Consider the following 22,223-nt stretch of genomic DNA (forward strand, 5'->3'; position numbering starts at 1 on the left):
CGGAGCATGCTGAGGCCGCCCGCTATAGTTTGCGCTCCAGGCGATCCTGCCGGTCTGGCAAGGCAATGCAACTCGAACACGCTTGAACGCGATTAAGCCGGATACTCACCGTAACAATCGAGGCATGCCTGAAAGGAGGGGGCGAGCTCGAAGCTGCCGCCGAAGGCGGGCCGAAAGTAGCGATCCCCCTGGCGCTGCGAAGAGCTCCGATCCGGGATCTCTGGCAGGTTGGCACCGTCTTATTTGGCTAACCCAAAGATTTTGGCTCGGATTGCCGCCTTGCTTAAACGCGTTTGCACAAAACCGGCCCCGAGCGAGGGCAGGGAAACTGCGTAACCAACGAATATCTCCACGAGCGAAGGCCAGTGGCCAGACGCACTCTGCGCGCAAGAGCAAGGCGCTTGCTAAGCGTCTGGGCTGTTAGACAGCTAAATTGGGCGGCGTCGTCGGGGCGGCGTCTAGCTGATCGACGCCTGGCGGGGGTGTGGGCCCCAATGGCACGGTAATCGGCCGCGCTGCGTCCGTTGGGGAGCGGCCGACGATAATTGTGAGCAGACCTTGGCCCCACAGCCGCTGCGCCGCTCTCTTGGCGTCCTCCAGCGTCACCCCATCGATCACGGCATTCTGCTTTTCGAAATAGTCGATGGGCAGCTTGTCAAGCTGATGCTGCAGTAGCGTTCGCGCGAGCTTTGATGATGTATTGAGAGCCACCATTTGCGAGCCCTTCAGGTAGGACTTTGCGTCATCGAGTTCTTGCTGAGTCGGTCCTTCCTCAGCGATGTGACGGACCTGCTTCTCGATTTCTTTGACCGTTTCGCCGGCGCGATCGGCGCTGGTGCCGCTGTTGCCGAGAAACATGGCTGAATGATCCAACCAGACAAGGCGCTCACCGACGGAATAGGCGAGGCCGCGCTTCTCGCGGACCTCGCGGAAAAGGCGGGACGTCAGTCCGCCGCCGCCGAGGATGTGGTTGACGATATAGGCGGGCATGAAATCCGGGTCGCTGCGACGGACGGCTGGACCGCCAAAAGTCACAATTGTCTGCGGCACATCGAGCCGAATGAAGACCCGCTGCGGCGGCTTTGCTGCGGTGACTTCGGCAACCGGCATCGCTTCCGCGCTGCTGGGCAGGCTGCCAAAGGTGTTGTCGAGCAACTTGCAGACGACCCCTGCATCGACGTCGCCGACCACTGCGATTTTGAGCGTGTCTTTTGCGATCACGCGTCGGACATAACCCTTCAGATCCGCGACCTCGATCTTCGGCACGCTTTCCAGCGAGCCTTCGGCTGGGCGAGCATAAGGATGATCCCCAAACGCGACTTCGAGAAACTTGCGATGACCCAGAGACGAAGGATCGGTCGACTCGTGCCGAAGGCGCGCGAGCACAATAGCACGGATCCGTTCGACGTCGGATGCGTCGAAACGTGGCGAGGTTAGCGCCATCCGTAAAAGCGCGAAGGCCTCGTCCGCGTTGTCCTTCATCGTGCGCAAGGCACCGCGGACGTGATCATGGGTCGCGTGAAAATGCATCTCAATAGCACGACGGTCCAGCCGCTGATGAAAGGTCTTGAAGTCAAATTCGCCGGAACCTTCCTTGAGCAGGCCAGAAACCATGCGGCCTACGCCAGGTCTTTGAGCGGGGTCCTGAGTCGCGCCGCCGGTGAAGGCATATTCCATCGAGATCACTGGGACAGTGGAATCCTGCACGAACCAGGCTTCAATACCGGAAGGCGAAATCAGGCGCTTGATCCTAGTCCGATCAAGTGACCACGGGGCGGCAACCGAATTTGGGGAAGCGAGCGTCGTGATGGAGAGCGAGGCTCCCCCGAGGAGGATCCCACGTCGTGTGCAAGGATGGATCACTAGAGCTTCTCCTAGTGTTGTGGAGTGGACTCTTTGATGAGATAGCCGGTCACCGCTCGTTTCTTGTCTAGCCATTTCTGCCCGACGTCGTGCACCTGCTGTGCACTGACCGCGCGGATGTGGTCCGGCCAGCGTTGAATATCCTCGATGCATAGTCCCGTCGTCAGGCCGCGGCCATACCGGTGCGCCAACATTTCCTGACTATCCAGAGCGTATGTGACCTGCGCGATCAGCCGCGTCTTCGCGCACTGGAGATCTTCAATGCTCGCGGGAGTGCGGGCAATGTTGGCGATTACCTCGTCGATGGCGCGCTCGATCAGGCCGAGGTTGATGCCAGGTTTTGGTATGGCGGAAATCTCGAATAGCGAGGGATCGAGCGCGGCAGCGTGGTAGCGCGCTCTGGCAGTGACCGCGAGCTGCTTTTCGACCACTAGCAAGCGATAGAGATATGAGTTGACGCCGCCGCCCATCAACTGCTCGAGCACCTCCAGCGCTGGACTCTCCCCCGCCACCGCGGTGCGAGCCGACGGTACGAGATAATAGCGGTGCAGGGCTGGCTGCTCGACGCGCGAATCGGCCAACGTCACCCTGCGCAGCGCGGCCGGCGTCGGCTCCTGCGGCCGCAGGCGCTCCGGGGCAATCGATGGTTGAGCGGGGATGGCGCCAAACGTCTCCTTCACCATCAAGCGCACTTCCTTGGGGGCTACGTCGCCCGCGACGATCAGGATCGCGTTGTTCGGTGCATAGAAGCGCTTGTAGAACGTAAGCGCGTCCTCTCGTGTAAGCTTTTCGATTTCCTGGCGCCACCCGATAATAGGGTGGCCGTAGGGGTGGTTGAGGTAAAGCACAGCCATCATCTGCTCAGCAAGCCGGTTGCCGGGATGGTTGGCGACACTCATATTGAATTCCTCAAGCACGACGTCGCGCTCGGACAGTACGTTCTCGTCCTTCAGAATGAGACCGGTCATGCGGTCGGCTTCAAATTCCATCATCGCGCCGAGGTGCTCGCGAGGCACGTGCTGGAAGTAGCTCGTGAAGTCGAATCCGGTAAAGGCGTTGTGATAGCCGCCGGCGCGCAGTACGGCCTTGGAGAATTCATCGGCCGGATGGTTGGACGTGCCCTTGAACATCAGGTGTTCGAGGAAATGCGCAAGCCCCGATTTGCCGGGCGGTTCATCCGCGGAACCCACCTTATACCAGATCATCTGAGTCACGACGGGTGTGCGATGATCCGGGATCACGACCACCTGCAGGCCGTTCTGAAGCGTAAAGCTTGCTGGTCGATCTGATCTTACCGTCCCGGCAGAAACGTTAGCCTCGCCAGAGAGGCAAAAGCCGGCGCTATCATCCGTTGTGCTCTTGACCGCCGGGGCGCGGCGCATCATCGAGCCCGAGGCTTTGTCGGCGCTGCCTGCCACGTTGGCGATGACCGAAATCCGGTTCTTCATGGCATCGCCTTTCCGTTCCATACTGGTTGCTGTGGTGAGAAAATCCGACAGGGAGGGTCGCCTCGTCATGGGAAACAGTAGAGCAAGAACCGGACCAATCGCGGCTTGGCGCCTCGCGCACGCAGCGGGACACAAAACAGAACCGCCGCGTAATGTTTTGGCCAAATGTAAACCGTCGACGTGTCGTGAACACGACCTTGCGCACAGCGGGTCACGATATGACGCCGGCACAACGCCCGGCAGGCTTGCCGTCACACATATCGCTCTACACGATGATTGGCTTGACAATACGTCTCATGGTCGCGAAGCGGGAGTGAGCGAGCAGCTCCGTAGACCCGGCCCCTCGCCAATAGCCGAAGAGTGCATGGAGAGTTCGTATCTTAGAAATGGCTTTCTGCTGCATAGGCGCGCCAAGTGCCATCTCATGAAGTGCGATCATAACCAGTAGCGAGGAGTCCTCCTTCAGATGTTTCAACAATCGCCCCAAATGATGCGATCAAGCGTCCCAAGCCGAAGCCTAGCTCCGTCACCTTAGCTAATTTTTCTCTCTGTTATCTGATCAACGAGCTGAACCCACGGGACGCCAAAAGCGCCCAGATTAGAGCACTGTCGGGCGGGTTTGATGTGGACGTGTTCCTCTGAAGACGTTCATGTCGGCCGCCGTCATGCCGGCAAGGCTCTTCATGCCGTCCGCTCCCGACGGCCAACGGACGAAAACGGTTTTCGACCAATTTCTTGCGCGGCTGGGGAGTAGATTCTCACATGACCGGACTGTCTGTCATGTTGAAGGTGCCGCCGGCACCGCGCTATAGCCTCGCGGTGCCGCTACACCGCGGGATTTCGGCTAATGCAAGCCCGCGTTATCGATAAACGGATGAGTAACCCGGACAGCTATTGTTGAGTTAGATTTCATCTCGCCCAGGAATTGTTCGCGCCAATCATGGTTGCTCTTAAATAGCTCACTCATGCAATCTCCGGGTTCCGTTCTCAGTAGCCCGACGCTCTTATTCCCGAGCTGATAGCTGAAAAAACGTGCTTTCTCCGAAATAGACTTCGTGCCGAAGCGAAACGCCATGTCCGCTGAGCGTTGAGCCTTTTGGAAATCCAACGAGAGTATCGCTGCGGCTTAGCAGCTATATCCTCTATCTCTCCTCCATAAAATCCCGCCAGCTTGTCCTCAAATGAAGATCTCGAGATCTCAACCACCGCCCGCTCGCCAAACAGCGCGTATGTCGGAACTGCTCGCGAAGATGCATCAGAACATGAGCTCGATGGCTCAGAATTCAGATGGAGAATACATCCGAAAACCTTTGACTATCCGTATAGGAGTCATCGGTCGCGCTCGTTCTCATTCATCGGACCCGGAAACACGTTCCCCATTTGATGGATTGTAAGTGTGCTTAAACATAACACTTCCTGTTCGTGCCGACGAGGGCCGTGCCGATTGAGAGTCCCCGCTCATAGTAAGCCTACTGTCGGCAAGCTGACAGCTAAGCATCGAAATTTGCTTTTCCGCCTCTTTCTTGATCGCCACTTATCTTGAACGAACCAATGCTTTCCGGCCGTCCGCCTTCGGCGCTGGGTCGCTGTCGCCGGCCTCCGCCTTGCCTTCAAGGGCGAGGGACAATCCGAAATTGTTGCGCAGCATCGGGTTTGCAGGTTCCACCGCGAGAGCTTGGCGGTACAGGTCCTGGGCCTCCTGGTGCCGGCCCTCGTGGTCGAGAACAACTGCTTTGGCATTCAATGCGCGCAGGTCGCCAGGGGCTGCCAATAACACGCCATCGAGCACCTCGAGGGCATCATTCGGACAGTTGCGTGCCAGCAGCGCTCGCGCAAGAGGGATAGCCGCATCGATGTTATTTGGCTGTTGCGTTAATGCATCGCGCAGAGCCGCTTCGTCAGGATCTCGGCCGAGCGCGTGCGAAATGCGCTCGCGCGCGGCTGGGTCGATCTCTTTGGTGTCTGCGAGGCCTGATGTGGACGTCTGCTGCGGGGATAGGCCATGATTACCTGGGCTAGCGCAGCCAGCGAGCAGCACAATAGCGAGCACCGCAAGCAAAGCCGGCCGCGGCGTCGGACTGGTGAAGCACAAATATCGGCGGCACCTGGTTTCATCAGATTTCATAGGCTACTCACGAGAAAGTGCCGCGCACTCTTAGCTTGCAGTTGTTAGGAGCCCTCATGACGAAGGCGCCTTGGGAAGCTTGACGGATCCAATCGGTTGGACCGTGAAGTCCGCGGCGAGATCTTGATAGGACAGAACAGGCAGGTCGATCCCGTTGCGCGTGAGAAAACCGCGCACAAAACGCCGGATATCCATCGAACCGAGGACGACAGGCTGACTCTTACTTTGCGCGATGGTCGCATGGATCTGACGAAATTGTGCAAGCAGCTTTTCGCTCTGCCATTCGTCCAGGACGAGGTATGGTCCGACGGCCGTTTCCCGTACTGCTCCGCGGATGATTTCCTCGCTCTCCCGCTCAATGATAAAGGCGACGACGACGCGATGGGCGTTGGCATACCGAAAGCAGATTTGCCGCTTTAAGGTAGCACGAACATATTCGGTGAGAAGGACGGCGTTTTGTTCGCGCTCGCTCCATTCTGCCAATGCCTCGAGGAGCAAGCGGGTATTGCGGATTGGAATGCCCTCATCGAGCAAGCGGCGTAGGACCTCGGCGATCCGAGGGACGGTGGCTGTACGCAGCACCTCCTTCACCAGATCAGGATATTCCTGCTCCATCCGGGCGAGCAATTGGCGGGTTTCCTGGATACCCACCAGGCGCTGTGCATAGCGCGTCAATGTGGAATGCAGACGTAAGGCAAGAACTTCGCTCAGCTGATGATATCCGATTCCGGCGGCCTTGAGGGCCGCTGCATGCCGTTCTTCGATCCAGACCCGATTCGTTTCAGGGTCTTGCTGAAAGGGGATGCCGCTCAATTCGATGTTCGCCAAATCGTCATTGAGCGCCAGGTGGCCAGGATTGATCACATCGCGTTCAACTGGCACACTATCGACATCCACCCGGAATTGCGACGAGGACAAGCTCTGGCCAATCTGGGCCGGGATGCGCGGAATAGTGATGCCAAGGTCCGCCGATACGAGCCTAGAAACACGCAAAATGCTCTCTTCCAGCTCGTCTTTGTCGAGCGAATCCGTCAGGTTAGGTGCAAGGAACAACGCGATCGGAAGTGCTTCCGCATGTGCGGTCTGCTTCTGAGCCGCTGCAGGGGTCGGCGCCGAAGCAGCGGCGCCAGCTCCCATTTTGGCAGTAGGCTTGTCGCCTTTGGGGGTGACCTTGACGTAGCTTGCCGCAGCGAACAGGACGGCCAGCGCGACAAACGGCGGCAAAGGAAAGCCGGGAACGAGCCCCATGAATACCAAGACGCAGGCGGCTAGCCTAAGTGCCTGCGTACTCGCGGTAAGTTGGTGAACGATATCGGCGCCGAGTTTGAGCTTGGAGGGTCCGTTGACGCGCGTGACAATGCTCGCGGCGGTAATTGACAGCAGCAACGCCGGAATCTGCGAAATGAGCGCATCACCGATCGTCAAAAGTGTATAGTGATGCAACGCTTCGTCGAGCGACATACCTTTGGAGAGCAGACCGATGCTGATTCCGCCCAGCATATTGATGCAGATCACGATCAGCCCGGCGATCGCGTCTCCCTTAACGAACTTCATGGCACCATCCATCGCGCCATGAAGTTGACTCTCTTGCTCCAACGCGGCGCGCCGGCGACGTGCTTCGTGTTGATCGATGTGGCTGTTGCGCAGTTCCGCATCGATCGCCATCTGCTTGCCTGGTAGCGCGTCAAGCGTGAAGCGCGCAGACACCTCTGCGACGCGTTCGGCCCCCTTGGCGAGAACCATGAATTGGACCATGGTCACGATCAAGAATATGACGATACCGACCGCAATATTCCCCGAAATGACGAAGTCGCCGAAGGTGTGAATGATGCTGCCGGCGTCGCCCTCGGCAAGGATCAGCCGCGTTGTTGCAATCGTTAGCGCGAGCCGAAATACGGTGGAGATCAGAATGACGCCCGGCAACGACGAAAAATCAAGCGGTGTGCTGAGATAGAGAGCAACCATCAGCAGCAATATGGCAAAGCCAAGATTGAAGCCGATTAGCATGTCGATCACGACGATTGGAATCGGCATGATCATCATGCCGATCGCCAGAAGCAGCATCAATGCAACCATGAAATCCGGCTGGGCCGGAGCGCGCACGAAGAAGTCACGCAGAACGTTGGCCATGATAGATCCCTATTGCGTTTTGACGAGCCCGGTGCTCGCGCGCAGTGACACATAGCGCTGGAAGACCTCGCGAGCCTCGGGCATGCGGCCTGCGTGCCGCAGGGCGTGACTGCGCAACAGCGTCATCGGTATGCGGGAAGAGGGTTGGATATCAAGTGCGTCCAGCCGGTCCAGAACATGGAGTGCTTCGTTGCCAAGGCCCTCGGAGATTAGCGTGTAGGCTAGAATGCGCAGTAAACCGACGTCGTTGGAATGCTCGCGAGCTGCAATTCGCAGCAGAGCCAGACTCTGTGCGCTCTGCCCGCACGCAAGATGGACATATGAGAGTGCGCAAAGAAGGTCGCGCTCCGGTCCGGAGATCGACGGAACATCGCCGGATTTGGAGACTTCTGGAACCAAGGGAGCGTCGAGATGCTGTCCATCAGGATCGTCCATGGCTATCCTTTGATTAAGCTGTTTTGATTTTGCCGGAGCATTAGTAACCGCTGACGTTCTTGCTGCAGGATTGCCAAACACTCTCGCGCCGTCTTGTCTTCCGGCGACGCCTCCAACGTTCGCGTCAAGCGTTCCAGAAGAGGACCATGCTTGTCGGCGCGCAGTACGTCCGGATGACGGAGGCGTGGAACGACGAACGAGAGTAGTCCGCGAGACAGATTGGGACCATAAAGCGAAGCTAATGCCGCACGTTGATCTGTCTCATTCGCTTCTGCCTCGCCTTCGAATAAAGTGACGCGCGAGACGGCGCGCACTGAATGGACCTCGAGCGCCGCTTCGTTCGTACCGTCAATTGGCAGATCATGCGAAATCGCATCTCGCCACGACGCGCGCTTCGTGCCGCTATCCGAACGGGCGCCTCCGACTTCGAGTTTGTCACCTTGCGAGGGAGGCGAGCCGATGGCCGCTGCGTGCTGGCCCGCATCTAATCCCTGCGATGAGGTGCCGAGCCCTACGGACTGCTGGGGCAGCCTAGCCATCGCCTTCTCCTTCTTTCTTGCAGGGTAGAGACCTTAGTAGGGCAAAGCGGCAGATCTTCCGTTGCGGCTGAGCAGAACTCGTCCATCCTCAATTCGATCAACGGTCCATCCATTACTTAAGAGCGCGCCGACAAAATACTTCTGCCCGGCAATAAGCAGATAAGGTTCGCTTCCACGCCAGACGGCTTGGACGGCAATCGAAGACGGCATCTTCTCCTCTTTCACGATGACAGCATTCACAAGCGTCGGGGTGCCATTGGTTTGACGATCGAACCATTGCTGGATTTCTTTCCATTTGGCGACGAGGTTCGGCGCAATTGTGCCTTCCGCAGTCACGACGCCGGGACCGCCCCCGATCTTGACGTCAAGAAGGCCCGCTCGTTCGATCTCTTGCCGCAGCGATACGGCCATTTCATCGGCAGTTCTCGCATCAAAATGATCCACGGGTGGCTTAGCGGCAATCTCGGCCGTGCGCGATGACTCAGTCCTTGTCGCCATCGCCCTATCGCCGGGGGCGAACATACTTGAGAAGGTGCCGATCGCGATACAGCTCAGCAAGATCATGCTGAGGGTCACGATCGAGCTGCGAGAGCGCTTGCTCGAAGCAACTGGCTGGACATCCTCTGTCGACCAGCGGATGGAGATCGCGCCGGCATGCACGACCGCGGGAAGAGGCACTCTGACGCGCTCACCTGAAGTGATGCTCGCGTGACCGTCTATGCTAATATTGGCAGCGAGGGCCTCGACCTCGATCCAATCACGCTGCGGGGTGATGCGAAGGTGATGCGGTTCAAGCCCTTGTTCAACGAAGATTAGGTCAGCATCGAGGCCGCTGCCCACAATGCTGTCGCCGCCCGCCGCCTTTCCTTTGAGCCCGGTATAGAGTCCCGAAAGCACCTCGAACTCGAGCGAAATAGAGTCGTTCACGATAATCTCCTGAATAACGAGAGAAGCCGTACGGCGGTGCCGTACGGCTCATCCAGAGTTCGTCATTCACGGCGCGGCGACGGTAGCAACTCGGTGAGCCACCCGTCTTGCAGAATTACTGGACGCGCTCGTCGGCGACCTTCTTCTCGGACGAGAGTTCGGTCGTAATTCTGCGCATTGCCACGGCCTGGGCCTGAACTTTCTGGCTCACACGCTCGAATTCAGCCATCTGGTTCTGGAAGCCGGTATCTCCGGTCTGCTGAAGACCAGCAGCGCCGCCATTTCCGCCAACATTGTCAACTGCCATGTCTATTTACCTTTCTTTTGGGATCTGACCTGGTTCTGATTTTTTACGAGAAGCGGGCCGGCGAAACGATCGCGGGAATGGAAAGAAACATGGGCGTGCCGCCGAGCGTGCTGAGCCCAAGGTTCAGTTCCGGGCTCTTGCAGGCAGTGTCGGGCTTGGGTTGTACCTCGCTCTTTTCGCCGGCGTCTTTGTGGTCTGCGGCCTTATCATGGCCAGCCTTGTCGGGCACCAAGGCGTGGACCACCGTGTCAAAGACCTTGTCCACGGTCCCGCCCAGCGCCGAACCAATGGCCGCTCCGGCCGGCCCGCCAAGGTATCCGCCGGCAGCGCTTCCGATCATTTCTCCGATCATCGCATTCTCCTATGCTCGTCTTTTGCGCTCAATAGGCAACTGCTCGCCTAGATTCAGCGGCCTTATGCTAGGGACGCTAGCTTTCGAAAAGCTGACGAGCCTCATGTTGAGGCGAGTGGACTGCACTTTTGCGGCTGGACTGCACCTGCTCGCAATCATCGTTTCTCCCGGGAGCGCCTATAGCCGACTTGGCTCAAGGCGCGTTGAGCGGTGCTTAGTACGCGTTCAGGAATGAGTTTACCTCGTGGAGGCTGCGCAAGCGCCGGGCCTGCAGGGTAGAGCGCGGAAGCGGGATAAGGTCACCGAGCCGTCGGACCTCAGCTCTCGCTTGTCGCGTTGTGGCTAACATGGGCAGCTTGCGAAAGGCTCGCGTTTCGCGAATTCTTAATGCTGAAAACCGGTGGCAGCGCATGTTCAAGCTTATCGACCGGTCCTCGCAGATGATTATGCGCGACCGGCGGGTGCGCTGGGTGTGCGGCGAGGGTGGGATGATTGGGTGGTGTCCGGCAGACGTCGCGTAACTTGCCATGAAGAAACAGGGGCACCTCTGGTCAGACGAGTCTTGTTGAGAGGAGCATTGAAGCTTGCCATACAGTTCACCGAAGGATGCGTTTCGGACATCTGATCAATGTCAAAGTGAGTGCGGCTTCGCTCGCTGATCGTCGTCAGCTTTTCGACAGGTATTCGGGCTACCGTCTCTGCGAGTTAAATGCGCGTGATGTGCTCGTGCGGTTACTGTGATGGGGCGAGAGCAAGGATCTCACTAGGGCTGCCGGACGGTTCTGGCAAGAGAAGTGGTCGTTCTAAATGATCCGTTCTCATGGAGATCTGAAGCGGCGCGCCTTAGTTGACTATGCGCGTAACGCTCACAGTTCTACAGATTTCGTCTATGCAACAGGAGTGAACTAAATGCAGTATCTTCCCGTGGCCGGTCTCCCAGTGGTGGGCGCGCCCGACTCGATGAACGGAGTGTTGCCAGAAGGCGCGGTTGTCACTCCCGCTTTCAACGCCTTGTTGGGGCAGTATGCTCCGGCGAGCTACCAGTACCTGCCGGTAGCCTCACCAGCCCTCGTCAGTTCTGTCGTTGGGAGTGTCGTGCCGGTCGCCGTAACGCCAGCCGTCGTTACGACCCAAGCGTACATGATGGCGCCTCCTCCTCCCACCATGCTGATGAGCCAGCTGAATCAGAATTCCGAGCCTGCTGTGGATCCGGTGTGGACGCATGAGGTCAAGGATGGCAAGGCCACAATCAATCTTGGGGACAAGTATACGATTACGGCCGATGAGAAGGACGGAACCTGGACGGTTCGCAACAACCAGACCGGTCATGTCACGGTAATTCATGGCGACCCCCACGTTGATGCCGACGGAGACGGGAAGGATGACTTCGATTTCAAGAAAGATATGACGTTTCAGCTCGACGACGGCACGAAAATTACTGTCAATAATGTGGACTACGGTAATGGTGAGGCCATCTCTTCAAAGCTTACCATTACCAACGGTCACAACGCGATGGTTGTCGAGGGCCTCGGCGACGACAAGGATGGCAAAAACAATCTGAGGGTGACGCAGTCCAATGCTGGGATGACCCTTGACGAGTTGACGTCCGATGGTGCTCAAACGATTCATGAGAGTGGCCAGGGATGGGTCGATGGCGCCGGACGCGCCGTGAATCAGGCGAGTATCGATGCAGGCGAACAGGGGCGCGGGCCGGGCAACTACCAGTATGCGAGCGCGGCGCCTGCCTCTACGGTCCCCGTCTTCTTCGTTCCTCCTCCTCCTCCGCCTCTTGCGATGGTGCCTGTTGCGGCCGCCCAGGTGCCCACGCAGTCGTCTCAGTCGGCGCCAGTGTGGTCGCATGAGGTCAGGGACGGCAGGGCTGAGATCAAGCTTGGTGAAAAATATTCGATGCTGGTCGACGAACATGACGGAACGGTGCTCATTCGTAACAATCAAACAGGCAAGATCACGTCGATTAAAGGCGATCCCCACGTCGATGCCGACGGTGACGGCAAGATCGATTTTGACTTCAAGAAGAACATGACTTTCCAGCTCGACGACGGCACGAAGATTACCGTCGACACCGTTGATATCGGCAATGGCAAAACGATGGCCTCGAAGCTGACCATCACCAACGGCGACAATGCCATGGTCGTCGAAGGGCTTGGAGACCGCTTCGACGGTAAGAACAATCTCAAGGTGACACAGTCGAATGCCGGCCGTACGCTTGATCAGCTGACTTCGGATGGTGCCCAGACGATCTATGAACAACCAGGCTCAGGCTGGGTTGATCGGTCTGGACACCAAGTGAACCAGGCGATCATCGACAGCAATGAGAATCCAGGCACACCGTCGGATGCTTGAATTGGGCGTAAGCCCGGCTGATGCTGCCAAGCGATCCCAGCCTATCGGGTAAGTCACTGAAGCGGGCGCCAGCGCCCGCTTTTCGTGTTCGCGAGGGAGACGAAGATGTTAAGTGCGGCGGCGTATCGATCAGGATCGCCGCTCTCATCGCGCGATCGGGCCTTCTGAGCTCGGGCGCCAATCGTACCGACAAACACGCTATGACCTCAGGATCGGGCACCCCCAACATGTCTCGATGCTGGGGTCAGCGGTCCAGGAGTTGTGAAGATATGGGCGCAGCGATGCTGATGTTACGGAAAATCTTAGAGAACCTCTCTGGCGCACGATCTCGCGGGCGGCTGCAGAACCAATCGAGGATAGCCGGCTGACGCAATTGATCATCAAGGGGGAAGTGCTCGGTTTCGCTTGAATCTCTATTGGCCTGGCTAAAGAGCGCTCCTGATGAACGCTCATCGAAAATATGGGGTATGCTCGGGTGAGCAAGGCGCTGCGGCGCCTTCCCAAAGTTCCCAGTGATTTGCGGACCGGCCGCACCGCTGGCCTGGAGGACCACCTAAGACGCGTCTAGCGGCTCCTATTGCCAAGTCCGCCTGCTTCGGCCCGACCGTTCTCGGTTCGGCTTGCCTTCCGGCAGATCCTTCCCTGTGCGCGTCTGATTATCTGGCCCTTCACCCATCATCTAGCTCGCTCATAGCGTCATCCATATCTGACTGGGAATCGCTTATGACCTGGGTAGCGACCGCAACCAGAGCCTTTTCGAAGGCTCGCTGCAACAATGCTGCGGGCGAATTGTCGCCGCCGTTCGCGGCGTTATCGTTGTTTGCGCCAGCTTCTGGCGCCGTGGCTGGAATATCGGCTGCGCCTGTGTCCATGTCGTAAAACCCAGATGGCGGTGGTGCCGCGAGATGACCTATTCTTGTCGTGCTAGCAGGGACAGCTTGCAAGAAGCTGACGAAGAGTGAGGCTGGATTAATGCCGTGATTCCTGCGCTCAGTGTTCTCAGGTGGTCCCGTTTCGTGGAGTTTTGATGCGCAAAGGACTTGCTGGTTGGAATCATCCGGCCACTGCGTGTCTGCCGAACATTGGCGCACATAGGTCCGGCTCCCGACGTTTGAGAGCCAGTGGATCGGATGGACATCTGCGTTCCGCTACTTTGGGATAGAGAGGTGGCCTTTGTCTCACGATAGGAGCCAAAAAAAGCGCGCCATGGAAGTGCACGTTTTGGCCCGCGCGAGCTTTGACTAGACCGCTGCCCTCGCGCGAGCTGATCTGGCACTTATGAAATGGCCTGAAAAGAGAAGCCTGGCCGCGGAATAGCCGCCGGCAAGGTCGCCTCTTACCAGGTGTCCTGCCATTGAAAAGGCCGGTGTCGGCCCCGCGGGAATCGCCCCGCCGTTGTTCGGCTACAGCCGTTAGCCGATCGGCGGATCTTCCGCCTCGTCAGGTTGCTCTTGCTCTCCCTCTTCAGGCCAAAGGGTCGGATCTAGCGAGGGTGCGAGACGAATGAAGTCCTCCTCTCTCCATTCTGCCGTATGAGGCACGCCGAGAATGGTAAAGATTGTTGTCGGGCGGTCCTGGCTTGGCTTCACTCCGCTTCGCTCAAGCATGTCGATCTGAGCGCCTGTGGCTGTTTGAGGCGTAAACACCCAATAGTCCTTGGCGAGATGTCCGTCCCACATACGGAACGCGGAAAGTTCGGGCGGAGCTGCGGAAGACCCAGCTCGGGACGGTGCCGCCTGCAATGGCTGGGCATGGGAGAGGCCGGCGTGCGCCGGCTCACCCTGAAAAGGGGCGGTACGCGATGGACCTGCATGCGAGGTCCCCGCTTGTGGCTCACTCTGATGTGGCTCAGCCTCCGATGGGCCGGCATCCAGAGCCTGCCATATCAGATCTTGATCGAAGCCGGGATGTTCCTCGATCGCCTGAGCGATGATCTGCGGCGAGAGATGCCGCGAGCCGTTATCCGGCTCTGGCGCGGCGACGGCCGCAGGCGCGGCATACAGACTATCCTGCCAACCCGAGCCTGCCGAATGGGGATGGGCTAAATCTGGGTAAGGCGGATAGAGGTGTCCGGTTTCAAAGTATGGAGAGTAGGGATGGCCCGCGTCCAGATAGGGTGAATAAGCCTCGCCCTGCCGCACGGGATGGGCGACGCCCTGCGCCAAAGCGGGGGTCTCTGTGCCGCGGAGCTGCCGCTCGAACTCGGTTGCATCTGTAGCCGCCCGTGCTGTGTCGGGCTCCGGGCTCGTATTGGCCGGGGCGACTGCATCGAAATCCACCCTGTTTCTCCTTCTCGCGCGCATCGAGCCTACGCGAAGCCTCAGCTTGCTCGAAAGCACGCGCTCGGAGGCCACGTTGATCCTTGATCCCTCGCGCTGCGTGCAAAGACAGCGCTATCCATTTCCCTCGAGCGTCCGGTTTCTGATCCATCTATCGGAGCTGTCACAAGCAAGGCAGCCGTCCAGACCCCGCAGGCTCATGCTGGGGACTCTAGCTTTCGAAAAGCTGACGACCGGATGATATAGGCGGACACCGGATGGACCGACTTCGCTCGGAGCGGTCCTGCAGCTTTCACCATCACTTCTGGCCTGGACCGGCTTCGTGCAAAATGCCCTCATGGTGCGGCGTTTCGGGAGAAGCTACCAGCCGTCCGTCCCGCAAGACCGTGCTCGAGGAGCCGCGAAACAACATCAAAACCGACTCGTGTTGTGGCCTCTCGGCGGCGACGGGACCGCGCCGGGCCTGCGATTCCGCCACAAGGCCCTTAAGGGTCTGGTCCACCAGCGCAACAAATCGGGGTGGGCCAGAAGCAAGGATGAGGCCCTCTCCCGGAGCCGGTTTCACGATATAGCGCTCATCCGAGATGTTGAGCGCGTCGAGCGCGGACTTGAGCACATCGAAGCTGATTGGGTTCAATACAATGAGCCTGCTTTGCGCCTCGTGGGCGGCGGAGATGTAAAGCACGAGCCCGTCGTAATACCACTGAAGATTGTACAGGGCAGTCAAACGATCAAGGAATTCTCGTGGCGGCAGGTCCGGCATTCGTCCGCGAATCCGGCCCCTGACGTCGGCGCTTACATTGACCCTGATATCGAGATTGTTTCCGAACTCCTGCAGCGCCGCAGAAAGATCCTGATCGAGAACGGTATAGCTATAAGGGGCGGACGGCAGCGAAAGTGATGCAGCAGACGAGCGCATTATTCCGATACAGATGAAAACGCCGGCACAAAGAGCTCTTTTCAAAATATGTACCACCGTGGATCGCGCGAGCATTCCTGGACGCCTTCCGCTCATCATGAGGTTGGAGTTTCGTCCAAGCTTGGAAGCCAAACGTGATCTTTAGATGACGCAGGCAGCCCGATCTCCGTCAGGTTTTCGTCAGCTCGCCTGCCTATGAACTTGATCGGTTCATCGGCTAACGCCTAGGTCTCAACAAATGAGCGCAATGACTCACTCCATGTTGTTAGGCGCAACGCCGTTCCCTCCCAATTCAGCCGACTGTCTTTCCAGTGCCTGCTCGCCGGCAGCTGCTGGCGAGCAGGCGCGCTTTGAGCAGTCCCTGGCGCAAGTAGCTTCCAATTCTGCTTTCCCGCCCGCGGACCGGCCCGCAGCAGCTCCGCCAATATTGGAGGTCCAGCGCACGAATGTGCTGGCGAGTCCGCCCGGTGACCGAATCCTCCAGACCCTTTCGAGTATCTACCAGGGCCGCGCCGTTCCTCCGCCGATTGCGCCGGCTGCCGTGACTGTCGTGCAGCCTGGACCAGCTGCGCAGCCGCTTTTGCAGGTAGATAACGTTGGCGCACATGCGACTGTTAAACCGGTTGGGGCCGATTTTGAATCGATGATGACGAATCTGCGAGACGTATACAGGGATGTTATTCAGGTTTCCCTCGTCTCCAAGGGCACCAGCGCCGTCAGCTCGTCGCTAAACAAGCTGCTGTCGGCCGGCTGAGTAAGCTGATGACTGGCCATATGAAAAGGGGTAGCTGCGGTGGCCATCAATCGTGGCGGCGGCTTCGCATGGGTTTTTCTATGCCCCTTCTCCTCTCGCTCATCGGTTGTAAGGCTGATCTCTACACCAAAATTCAGGAGCGCGAGGCTAATGAGATGCTCGCGCTTCTCCTTGGCAAGGGCGTTGATGCCGTCCGTGTTGTCGCCAAGGACGGAACCAGTACAATCCAGGTGGAGGAAAAGCAGCTCGCTCATTCGATTGACCTGCTCAATGTTGAGGGGCTGCCGCGCCAATCCTTCAAAAATCTTGGCGAGGTTTTCAAGGGATCGGGCCTCGTTGCCTCGCCAATCGAGGAGCGGGCACGTTACGTTTATGCTCTAAGCGAAGAATTGTCGCGCACGATTAGCGATATAGATGGTGTCCTTTCAGCGCGCGTCCACGTGGTTCTGCCGAAGAACGACTTGTTGCGGCAAGATGCGACCCCATCTTCAGCCTCGGTCTTCATTCGCCATGGCTCCAGCGCGAAGCTCTCGGCACTGCTGCCGCAGATCAAGATGCTCGTCGCAAACAGCATTGAAGGGCTGTCCTACGACAAGGTCGCGGTCGTCTTCGTGCCGGTCGAGCGCGCTCCAATCGAGCAGCCTGCCGCACCGGTAGTCCCTACGGCTCAATCAGCAAGAGCCGGCTCAGCGCCGTTACTTGCGCTGGCTGTTGGAGGCGCCGGAGCGGTATTGGGCATCGTATCTTGCGTATTGCTGGGCCCGCGCGTGCGTCAGTTTGGACAATCATCACGTAAGTTGAGCATATTCGGTCGGCGCTCGCGTGTGCCTGCTGACCAAGCGGCGGGCAAAAAGATGATTGCTGATGCGTCATAGTCTGGGCGCTCATGTCGGCATTAATGTCAACCACAACCACAAGACCCAATCCTTCGTTCACGGTTGCAGATCGGCTGCGCGAGCTTGCTGCCTCGGTCGATCCCGGTCGTGTTGCTGCGCTTCTTGACCCGCTACTTTCGCCTTCCACGTTGGCTCGGCTACAGCAGAGTGCCAGGCTGCAGCCAAGGCTTGCCGAACTGCTGCTGGGCAGCAAAGTGGAGGCTAGCTGCGCCGATTGGAATGAAGATGCTCTCTTCGGGCATGATCCGCGGCGGGCTGCTCTGCTCGCGGGCGGCATCTGGCATGCACGTTCCATCCTCAAGCTGGTTTCCAGGCACGATCTGCCCATATTGGTAGAGTCGATCGGTGCCGAAGCGCACGTTTTCGCTGTCCGGCATTTATCAAGTGCCGTCGCAACGACCCCGATCTTCGATCCAGAGCAATTGTCGCGACAGATCGAATATGACGGGCATGCTTGTCTCGGCGCCTGGCTCGAACAAACTTCGTCCCTTGCTCGTATCCGCGTGCTTCTACGCTTGCCCGTGGGGACGGCCGCCGAGATTCCAACTGCTGAGCACCGTAGCGCAGCAGGTCCGCTGCTTTCCCTCGTCTTGGCTCATTTGCGTACAGAGGATGCCGGAGCATGACGGCCGATGCCCTAGGATTACCCGCGTCCCCGCAGATTCGGCCTCTTGGACCCCTGATAACAGCTGCTCAGCTTGAGATCTGGCACGATGCCGTACGGGCGTGCGCCGCTGCCGAGCGGCATCTGCAGCGGGTGCGCGGGTGGGCACGCCAGGCCTATGAGCGGGAACGGGCGCGGGGTCGCGCCGAGGGTTCAAAGGCAGGCGCAGAGGAAATGGCTCGGCTTATTGCGCAGGCGACTTGTGAACTGGCGCAGCGCAAGGCAGTTCTTGAGCGGGAATTGCCGCAAGTGGTCTTTGAGATCGTTCGCGATCTGCTTGGCGCGTTTGATCCGGGCGAGATGCTGGTCCAGTGCGTTCGTCACGCCATCGAGCAAAGATATAAGAACACGGAGATTTGCCTTCACGTATCCCCACTGAAAGCCGACCTGCTAGCCAGTGAGTTCAAGGACTATGACGGAACTGAGGGCCGTCCGAAGGTCAGGATTGAGGCGGATCCAGCGCTAAGCACGGATCAATGTGTCTTGTGGAGCGAGTTTGGCAATGTCGATCTTGGACTTACCGCGCAGCTGCGCGCGCTTCGCCTCGGCTTTGGCTTGTCAGAGGAAGCTGAGTGGTGACCGTGCAACGATCGACCCATCATGCCGCGGCCGCAGAAGGAACTGTAAAGGCCGCACTCTCATCCTTGAGATCTTCCGCCAAGAACATCGATACACGCGCTGTCCGCGGCCGGATTACGCGGGCCGTGGGCACGCTGCTGCACGCCGTCTTGCCGGAGGCCCGGGTCGGGGAACTATGCTTGTTGCAGGATCCTCGCAGCGGATGGTCGCTCGAGGCCGAGGTGATCGGTCTGTTGCCGGACGGGGTGTTACTCACGCCCATCGGGGACATGGTGGGGCTGTCCAATCGCGCGGAGGTGGTGACGACTGGGCGAATGCAGGAAGTGGCTGTGGGCCCCGATTTGCTCGGCCGCGTCATCGACAGTTTTGGCCGACCGCTCGATGGCAAGGGCCCGATAAAAGTCGCCGAAGCCAGACCGCTGCGCGGCAGGGCGCCCAATCCGATGAAACGGCGCGGGATCGAACAGCCGTTCCCGCTCGGCGTCCGTGTCCTGGACGGTCTTTTGACGTGCGGAGAAGGTCAGCGGATCGGAATCTATGGTGATGCCGGTTGCGGCAAGTCGACGCTGATGTCGCAAATCGTAAGAGGCGCGGCGGCCGACGTCACTATCGTCGCGCTGATCGGCGAACGCGGTCGAGAGGTGCGCGAATTCATTGAACGTCATCTTGGCGAAGCCCTTCACCGTTCCGTCGTTGTGGTGGAGACCTCCGACCGTTCGGCGATGGAGCGGGCCCAATGCGCCCACATGGCGACAGCACTGGCCGAATATTTTCGTGATCAGGGCCTTCGCGTCGTTCTGATGATGGATTCTCTGACACGCTTTAGCCGCGCTATGCGTGAAATCGGCCTTGCCGCAGGAGAGCCGCCGACGCGGCGCGGATTTCCGCCATCCGTATTTGCGCTGTTGCCCGGCTTGTTGGAGCGCGCCGGCATGGGCGAGCAAGGCTCCATTACGGCCTTCTATACCGTGCTTGTCGAAGGTGACGGCACGGGTGATCCAATAGCGGAAGAATCACGCGGCATTCTTGATGGCCACATCATTCTCTCACGCGCGCTGGCCTCTCGGGAGCATTTTCCGGCTATCGATGTGCTGTCGAGCCGCAGCCGCGTCATGGATGCGATCGTGTCCGCGCCGCATCGCAAGGCGGCATCCTTCTTCCGTGATCTGCTCTCGCGCTACGCTGAGGCCGAGTTCTTGATCAAGGTGGGTGAATACAAGCAAGGCTCTGATCCGCTGACCGATCGGGCGATCGCCTCGATCGAGCAGCTGCGGGCCTTTCTGTGCCAGGGGCAGGGTGAGGCGTGCAGCTTTGAGGAGACGATCGCATGGATATCGCGTTTGACCGCCTAAGTCCCGCCCACGCCTCAAAGCTGCGGCTCGTAAAGGACATGCGGGAGCGTAGCGCCTTTCGAGAATTGTCTGACATGGAAGCCAAGCGCCACCTCGCGACTCAAGCTGTCCAACAAGCTTGCGAGCACCTTGCACTTGCCGAAGAGCGCCGCGCAAAGGTCGAAGCGGAGCTCTATCGGGAGATGCTCGCAGCCAATGCGATATCTGTGTGCGAACTGCAGCGGCGCTATCATCTCATCATTGGGCGACTCACAGACGAGATCACAGCGGCGCAGCGCATTCTTGACACCGCCCGTGCTGCTCAAGAGCAAGCTGAGGCTGCGGTTCTCGAGGCGAGGGCCGTTTGGACCAAGCGTTCAGCGGCGAGCCAGAAATGGCGAGAGATCGATCAGGACGTTCGGCGCATCACGAATACTCATTTCGAAACCGCCACCGAAATCGAAGCCGATGATGAAGTCTTGCTCCGCTACCGGCGAGGCCCATCAAGGCAGACGGGAGGTGAGCCAGCATGATTGCAGATACTCTCCCGCGCGAGCTAGGGGACTGCGGCGCGGAAGCCGCACCGGCATCATATCGACCGGCTGAGCCCGCAGCCTTCATGCCGGCGCTGATCCTCTCGCACGCCGTAGCCTCGTGGCTTAACGAGATCGCAGCGTCGCGTGCGCCTGTGCAAGGCCTCCTCGGAGAGAAGCCGCTCTCTGTGCGCGTGAGACGAACCGTCTGGCAGGCGGAGCCGGCTGCGGCGTCGATGCTTGACTGCGTCTTCGAGGTAGATGGTGAAACCTTGATCCTGTCCTTGCCAGGTAAGCTTGCGGAAGCGCTGGTTGGGACCGTGCAGGATGGGCTTACCTTGCCTTCTGAGCCGACGCGTTCGCTAGTCCTGGAACTTGCGCTTGAACCCTTGCTTGCCCCGCTGGAAAGAATGACGCAGCGGAAGCTGCAGCTTGTTCGGACCGAGGAAGCGCGGAGTACGAGGCCTTATCTTGAACTGGACATCGCGTATGGTGAGCTCGCCAGCAAGGCTCGGCTGCTTCTGTTCTCGCCGCTCGACGGTCCCGTTCCGCCTGCTTTCACCGTCCTCGGCGGGCTGCTCGGCCGATTACCGCGACAGACGGCCAGACTGGTTTCCGAATTCCCGGTCATCGCTGCAGGCCATATCGGTTCGCTCCGCGTCGCGATCGGCGTTCTTCGCCAAGCAGAGCAAGGTGATGCGCTGCTCCCGGACGCAATTCCACTCGCGCGAGGCCAGATCATTCTCGCTGCAGACCGATTGTGGGCCCCTGCAGAGATCGGCGGCGACAGGCTGGTGCTGCGAGGCCCATTCCGGTTGCGATCCCACCCCCTAAAAAGTGAAGATGTGATGCCCCAAAGCCAGTTGCAACAACAGCCGCCGTCAGAGGCGGATATCGACAGCATCGAGATCACACTCGTATTCGAATGTGGCCGCTGGCCGATGCCGTTGGGAACCTTGCGAACCATCAACGAAGGCCACGTGTTCGAACTTGGCCGGCCTCTTGATGGGCCGGTCGATATCGTTGCCAACGGCCAACGTATCGGCCGGGGCGACATCGTGCGGATCGGCGACGAGCTGGCCGTCAGGTTGCGCGGCAGGCTGGCGCTTAATGACTGAGATTCAACCCAGCATCCTTGCGCTTCTTGCGATAACCGTCGGCCTTGGTCTCCTGGCCTTCGCTATCGTCACAACTACTGCCTTTATCAAGGTCTCGGTTGTTCTCTTCCTCGTGCGCAATGCGCTGGGGACTCAATCGATCCCGCCGAACATCGTCCTTTACGGGGCGGCACTGATCCTGACCGTCTTCATCAGCGCGCCGGTCTTCGAGCAGACCTATAACCGCCTTACCGATCCACAACTTCGCTACCAGAGTTTCGATGACTGGGTGACTGCGGCCAAGGAGGGACAGGAGCCGCTGCGTGCTCATCTGAAGAAATTCACCAATGAAGAGCAGCGCCGCTTCTTCCTGTCGTCCACCGAACATGTCTGGTCGGAGGAGATGCGCGGCAGCGTAACGGCAGATGATTTCTCAATTCTCGTGCCGTCGTTTTTAATTTCCGAACTCAAGCGCGGGTTCGAAATCGGCTTTCTTCTCTATCTTCCCTTCATTACGATCGATCTGATTGTCACGACGATTTTGATGGCGATGGGTATGTCAATGGTATCCCCCACGGTGATATCTGTCCCCTTCAAGCTCTTTTTGTTCGTCACTATCGACGGCTGGTCACGTCTCATGCACGGGCTGGTACTAAGCTATACGACGCCAGGAGGTTGACC

General features: G+C 58.8%; 21 protein-coding genes. 9 read left to right on the forward strand and 12 right to left on the reverse strand.

The window, feature by feature from the left end; genetic code table 11:
* Positions 1-420: 420 nt before the first annotated feature.
* From ACRQ5Q_RS08015 to ACRQ5Q_RS08055, 9 genes are all read right to left on the reverse strand, one after another.
* Entirely contained in the window at positions 421-1,863 is a 1,443-nt protein-coding gene (locus tag ACRQ5Q_RS08015; protein WP_439396924.1) for a M16 family metallopeptidase, read from the reverse strand.
* 11 nt (positions 1,864-1,874) lie between these two features.
* Entirely contained in the window at positions 1,875-3,248 is a 1,374-nt protein-coding gene (locus ACRQ5Q_RS08020) for a M16 family metallopeptidase (protein ID WP_439399720.1), read from the reverse strand.
* A 1,597-nt stretch (positions 3,249-4,845) separates the two neighbouring features.
* Complete coding sequence (locus ACRQ5Q_RS08025; protein WP_439396926.1) at positions 4,846-5,436, reverse strand: tetratricopeptide repeat protein; 591 nt, start codon at positions 5,434-5,436, stop codon at positions 4,846-4,848.
* A 54-nt stretch (positions 5,437-5,490) separates the two neighbouring features.
* Complete coding sequence (sctV, locus tag ACRQ5Q_RS08030; RefSeq protein WP_439396928.1) at positions 5,491-7,566, reverse strand: type III secretion system export apparatus subunit SctV; 2,076 nt, start codon at positions 7,564-7,566, stop codon at positions 5,491-5,493.
* 9 nt (positions 7,567-7,575) lie between these two features.
* Positions 7,576-8,001 carry a tetratricopeptide repeat protein gene (locus ACRQ5Q_RS08035; protein ID WP_439396930.1) on the reverse strand — a complete coding sequence of 142 codons (426 nt, stop codon included), beginning with the start codon at positions 7,999-8,001 and terminating at the stop codon, positions 7,576-7,578.
* 2 nt (positions 8,002-8,003) lie between these two features.
* Complete coding sequence (locus tag ACRQ5Q_RS08040; RefSeq protein WP_439396932.1) at positions 8,004-8,540, reverse strand: hypothetical protein; 537 nt, start codon at positions 8,538-8,540, stop codon at positions 8,004-8,006.
* Between the two features lie 33 nt (positions 8,541-8,573).
* The gene (locus tag ACRQ5Q_RS08045) at positions 8,574-9,467 is read right to left on the reverse strand and encodes a SctD/MshK family protein (protein WP_439396933.1); all 894 of its coding nucleotides are present in this window, start codon (positions 9,465-9,467) and stop codon (positions 8,574-8,576) included.
* A 115-nt stretch (positions 9,468-9,582) separates the two neighbouring features.
* The gene (locus ACRQ5Q_RS08050) at positions 9,583-9,774 is read right to left on the reverse strand and encodes a hypothetical protein (protein ID WP_439396935.1); all 192 of its coding nucleotides are present in this window, start codon (positions 9,772-9,774) and stop codon (positions 9,583-9,585) included.
* A gap of 43 nt (positions 9,775-9,817) precedes the next feature.
* Complete coding sequence (locus ACRQ5Q_RS08055) at positions 9,818-10,126, reverse strand: hypothetical protein (RefSeq protein ID WP_439396937.1); 309 nt, start codon at positions 10,124-10,126, stop codon at positions 9,818-9,820.
* Positions 10,127-11,035: 909 nt separating this feature from the next.
* Here ACRQ5Q_RS08055 and ACRQ5Q_RS08060 point away from each other — a divergent pair.
* Positions 11,036-12,490 carry a DUF1521 domain-containing protein gene (locus ACRQ5Q_RS08060; RefSeq protein ID WP_439396939.1) on the forward strand — a complete coding sequence of 485 codons (1,455 nt, stop codon included), beginning with the start codon at positions 11,036-11,038 and terminating at the stop codon, positions 12,488-12,490.
* 668 nt (positions 12,491-13,158) lie between these two features.
* Here the strand turns inward: ACRQ5Q_RS08060 and ACRQ5Q_RS08065 are convergent.
* The 3 genes from ACRQ5Q_RS08065 to ACRQ5Q_RS08075 all read right to left on the reverse strand — a co-directional run bounded on the left by ACRQ5Q_RS08065 (position 13,159) and on the right by ACRQ5Q_RS08075 (position 15,763).
* On the reverse strand, positions 13,159-13,362 hold the full coding sequence (locus ACRQ5Q_RS08065; RefSeq protein ID WP_439396941.1) for a hypothetical protein: 204 nt from the start codon (positions 13,360-13,362) through the stop codon (positions 13,159-13,161).
* A 540-nt stretch (positions 13,363-13,902) separates the two neighbouring features.
* A complete protein-coding gene (locus tag ACRQ5Q_RS08070; protein ID WP_439396942.1) occupies positions 13,903-14,769 on the reverse strand; it encodes a hypothetical protein in 867 nt (288 codons plus the stop codon).
* A 298-nt stretch (positions 14,770-15,067) separates the two neighbouring features.
* Complete coding sequence (locus ACRQ5Q_RS08075; protein WP_439396944.1) at positions 15,068-15,763, reverse strand: secretin N-terminal domain-containing protein; 696 nt, start codon at positions 15,761-15,763, stop codon at positions 15,068-15,070.
* A gap of 184 nt (positions 15,764-15,947) precedes the next feature.
* Here ACRQ5Q_RS08075 and ACRQ5Q_RS08080 point away from each other — a divergent pair, with 184 nt between their 5' ends.
* From ACRQ5Q_RS08080 to sctR, 8 genes are read left to right on the forward strand one after another with little or no spacing between them, the layout of a single operon-like run.
* Positions 15,948-16,442 (forward strand): nodulation protein NolB, encoded by a 495-nt coding sequence (locus ACRQ5Q_RS08080; protein ID WP_439399722.1) that lies wholly within the window; start codon positions 15,948-15,950, stop codon positions 16,440-16,442.
* Between the two features lie 8 nt (positions 16,443-16,450).
* On the forward strand, positions 16,451-17,317 hold the full coding sequence (sctJ, locus tag ACRQ5Q_RS08085; RefSeq protein ID WP_439396946.1) for a type III secretion system inner membrane ring lipoprotein SctJ: 867 nt from the start codon (positions 16,451-16,453) through the stop codon (positions 17,315-17,317).
* An 11-nt stretch (positions 17,318-17,328) separates the two neighbouring features.
* On the forward strand, positions 17,329-17,964 hold the full coding sequence (locus ACRQ5Q_RS08090) for a nodulation protein NolU (protein WP_439396948.1): 636 nt from the start codon (positions 17,329-17,331) through the stop codon (positions 17,962-17,964).
* Positions 17,961-18,581: a type III secretion system stator protein SctL gene (gene sctL, locus ACRQ5Q_RS08095; RefSeq protein ID WP_439396949.1), complete on the forward strand. Its 621-nt coding sequence runs from the start codon at positions 17,961-17,963 to the stop codon at positions 18,579-18,581. The genes ACRQ5Q_RS08090 and sctL overlap by 4 nt, the downstream gene beginning before the upstream one ends.
* A complete protein-coding gene (gene sctN, locus ACRQ5Q_RS08100; RefSeq protein WP_439396951.1) occupies positions 18,578-19,933 on the forward strand; it encodes a type III secretion system ATPase SctN in 1,356 nt (451 codons plus the stop codon). Before sctL ends, sctN begins: the two co-directional genes overlap by 4 nt.
* Positions 19,909-20,445: a hypothetical protein gene (locus ACRQ5Q_RS08105; RefSeq protein WP_439396953.1), complete on the forward strand. Its 537-nt coding sequence runs from the start codon at positions 19,909-19,911 to the stop codon at positions 20,443-20,445. Before sctN ends, ACRQ5Q_RS08105 begins: the two co-directional genes overlap by 25 nt.
* The gene (gene sctQ, locus ACRQ5Q_RS08110; RefSeq protein WP_439396955.1) at positions 20,442-21,563 is read left to right on the forward strand and encodes a type III secretion system cytoplasmic ring protein SctQ; all 1,122 of its coding nucleotides are present in this window, start codon (positions 20,442-20,444) and stop codon (positions 21,561-21,563) included. Before ACRQ5Q_RS08105 ends, sctQ begins: the two co-directional genes overlap by 4 nt.
* On the forward strand, positions 21,556-22,221 hold the full coding sequence (sctR, locus tag ACRQ5Q_RS08115) for a type III secretion system export apparatus subunit SctR (RefSeq protein WP_439396957.1): 666 nt from the start codon (positions 21,556-21,558) through the stop codon (positions 22,219-22,221). The genes sctQ and sctR overlap by 8 nt, the downstream gene beginning before the upstream one ends.
* Positions 22,222-22,223: the final 2 nt, after the last annotated feature.

The sequence above is a fragment of the Bradyrhizobium sp. PMVTL-01 genome (genome assembly GCF_051861855.1).
In the GTDB taxonomy this organism is placed as follows: domain Bacteria; phylum Pseudomonadota; class Alphaproteobacteria; order Rhizobiales; family Xanthobacteraceae; genus Bradyrhizobium.

What these genes read in the sequence shown, in the direction of transcription:
- ACRQ5Q_RS08020 (WP_439399720.1), bottom strand. Translation starts at nt 3,248, where the DNA reads ATGATGCGCCGCGCCCCGGCGGTCAAGAGCACAACGGATGATAGCGCC.
- ACRQ5Q_RS08025 (WP_439396926.1), bottom strand. Translation starts at nt 5,436, where the DNA reads ATGAAATCTGATGAAACCAGGTGCCGCCGATATTTGTGCTTCACCAGT.
- sctV (WP_439396928.1), bottom strand. Translation starts at nt 7,566, where the DNA reads ATGGCCAACGTTCTGCGTGACTTCTTCGTGCGCGCTCCGGCCCAGCCG.
- ACRQ5Q_RS08035 (WP_439396930.1), bottom strand. Translation starts at nt 8,001, where the DNA reads ATGGACGATCCTGATGGACAGCATCTCGACGCTCCCTTGGTTCCAGAA.
- ACRQ5Q_RS08040 (WP_439396932.1), bottom strand. Translation starts at nt 8,540, where the DNA reads ATGGCTAGGCTGCCCCAGCAGTCCGTAGGGCTCGGCACCTCATCGCAG.
- ACRQ5Q_RS08050 (WP_439396935.1), bottom strand. Translation starts at nt 9,774, where the DNA reads ATGGCAGTTGACAATGTTGGCGGAAATGGCGGCGCTGCTGGTCTTCAG.
- ACRQ5Q_RS08055 (WP_439396937.1), bottom strand. Translation starts at nt 10,126, where the DNA reads ATGATCGGAGAAATGATCGGAAGCGCTGCCGGCGGATACCTTGGCGGG.
- ACRQ5Q_RS08060 (WP_439396939.1), top strand. Translation starts at nt 11,036, where the DNA reads ATGCAGTATCTTCCCGTGGCCGGTCTCCCAGTGGTGGGCGCGCCCGAC.
- ACRQ5Q_RS08065 (WP_439396941.1), bottom strand. Translation starts at nt 13,362, where the DNA reads ATGGACACAGGCGCAGCCGATATTCCAGCCACGGCGCCAGAAGCTGGC.
- ACRQ5Q_RS08075 (WP_439396944.1), bottom strand. Translation starts at nt 15,763, where the DNA reads ATGCTCGCGCGATCCACGGTGGTACATATTTTGAAAAGAGCTCTTTGT.
- ACRQ5Q_RS08080 (WP_439399722.1), top strand. Translation starts at nt 15,948, where the DNA reads ATGTTGTTAGGCGCAACGCCGTTCCCTCCCAATTCAGCCGACTGTCTT.
- sctJ (WP_439396946.1), top strand. Translation starts at nt 16,451, where the DNA reads ATGACTGGCCATATGAAAAGGGGTAGCTGCGGTGGCCATCAATCGTGG.
- ACRQ5Q_RS08090 (WP_439396948.1), top strand. Translation starts at nt 17,329, where the DNA reads ATGTCGGCATTAATGTCAACCACAACCACAAGACCCAATCCTTCGTTC.
- sctL (WP_439396949.1), top strand. Translation starts at nt 17,961, where the DNA reads ATGACGGCCGATGCCCTAGGATTACCCGCGTCCCCGCAGATTCGGCCT.
- ACRQ5Q_RS08105 (WP_439396953.1), top strand. Translation starts at nt 19,909, where the DNA reads ATGGATATCGCGTTTGACCGCCTAAGTCCCGCCCACGCCTCAAAGCTG.
- sctQ (WP_439396955.1), top strand. Translation starts at nt 20,442, where the DNA reads ATGATTGCAGATACTCTCCCGCGCGAGCTAGGGGACTGCGGCGCGGAA.
- sctR (WP_439396957.1), top strand. Translation starts at nt 21,556, where the DNA reads ATGACTGAGATTCAACCCAGCATCCTTGCGCTTCTTGCGATAACCGTC.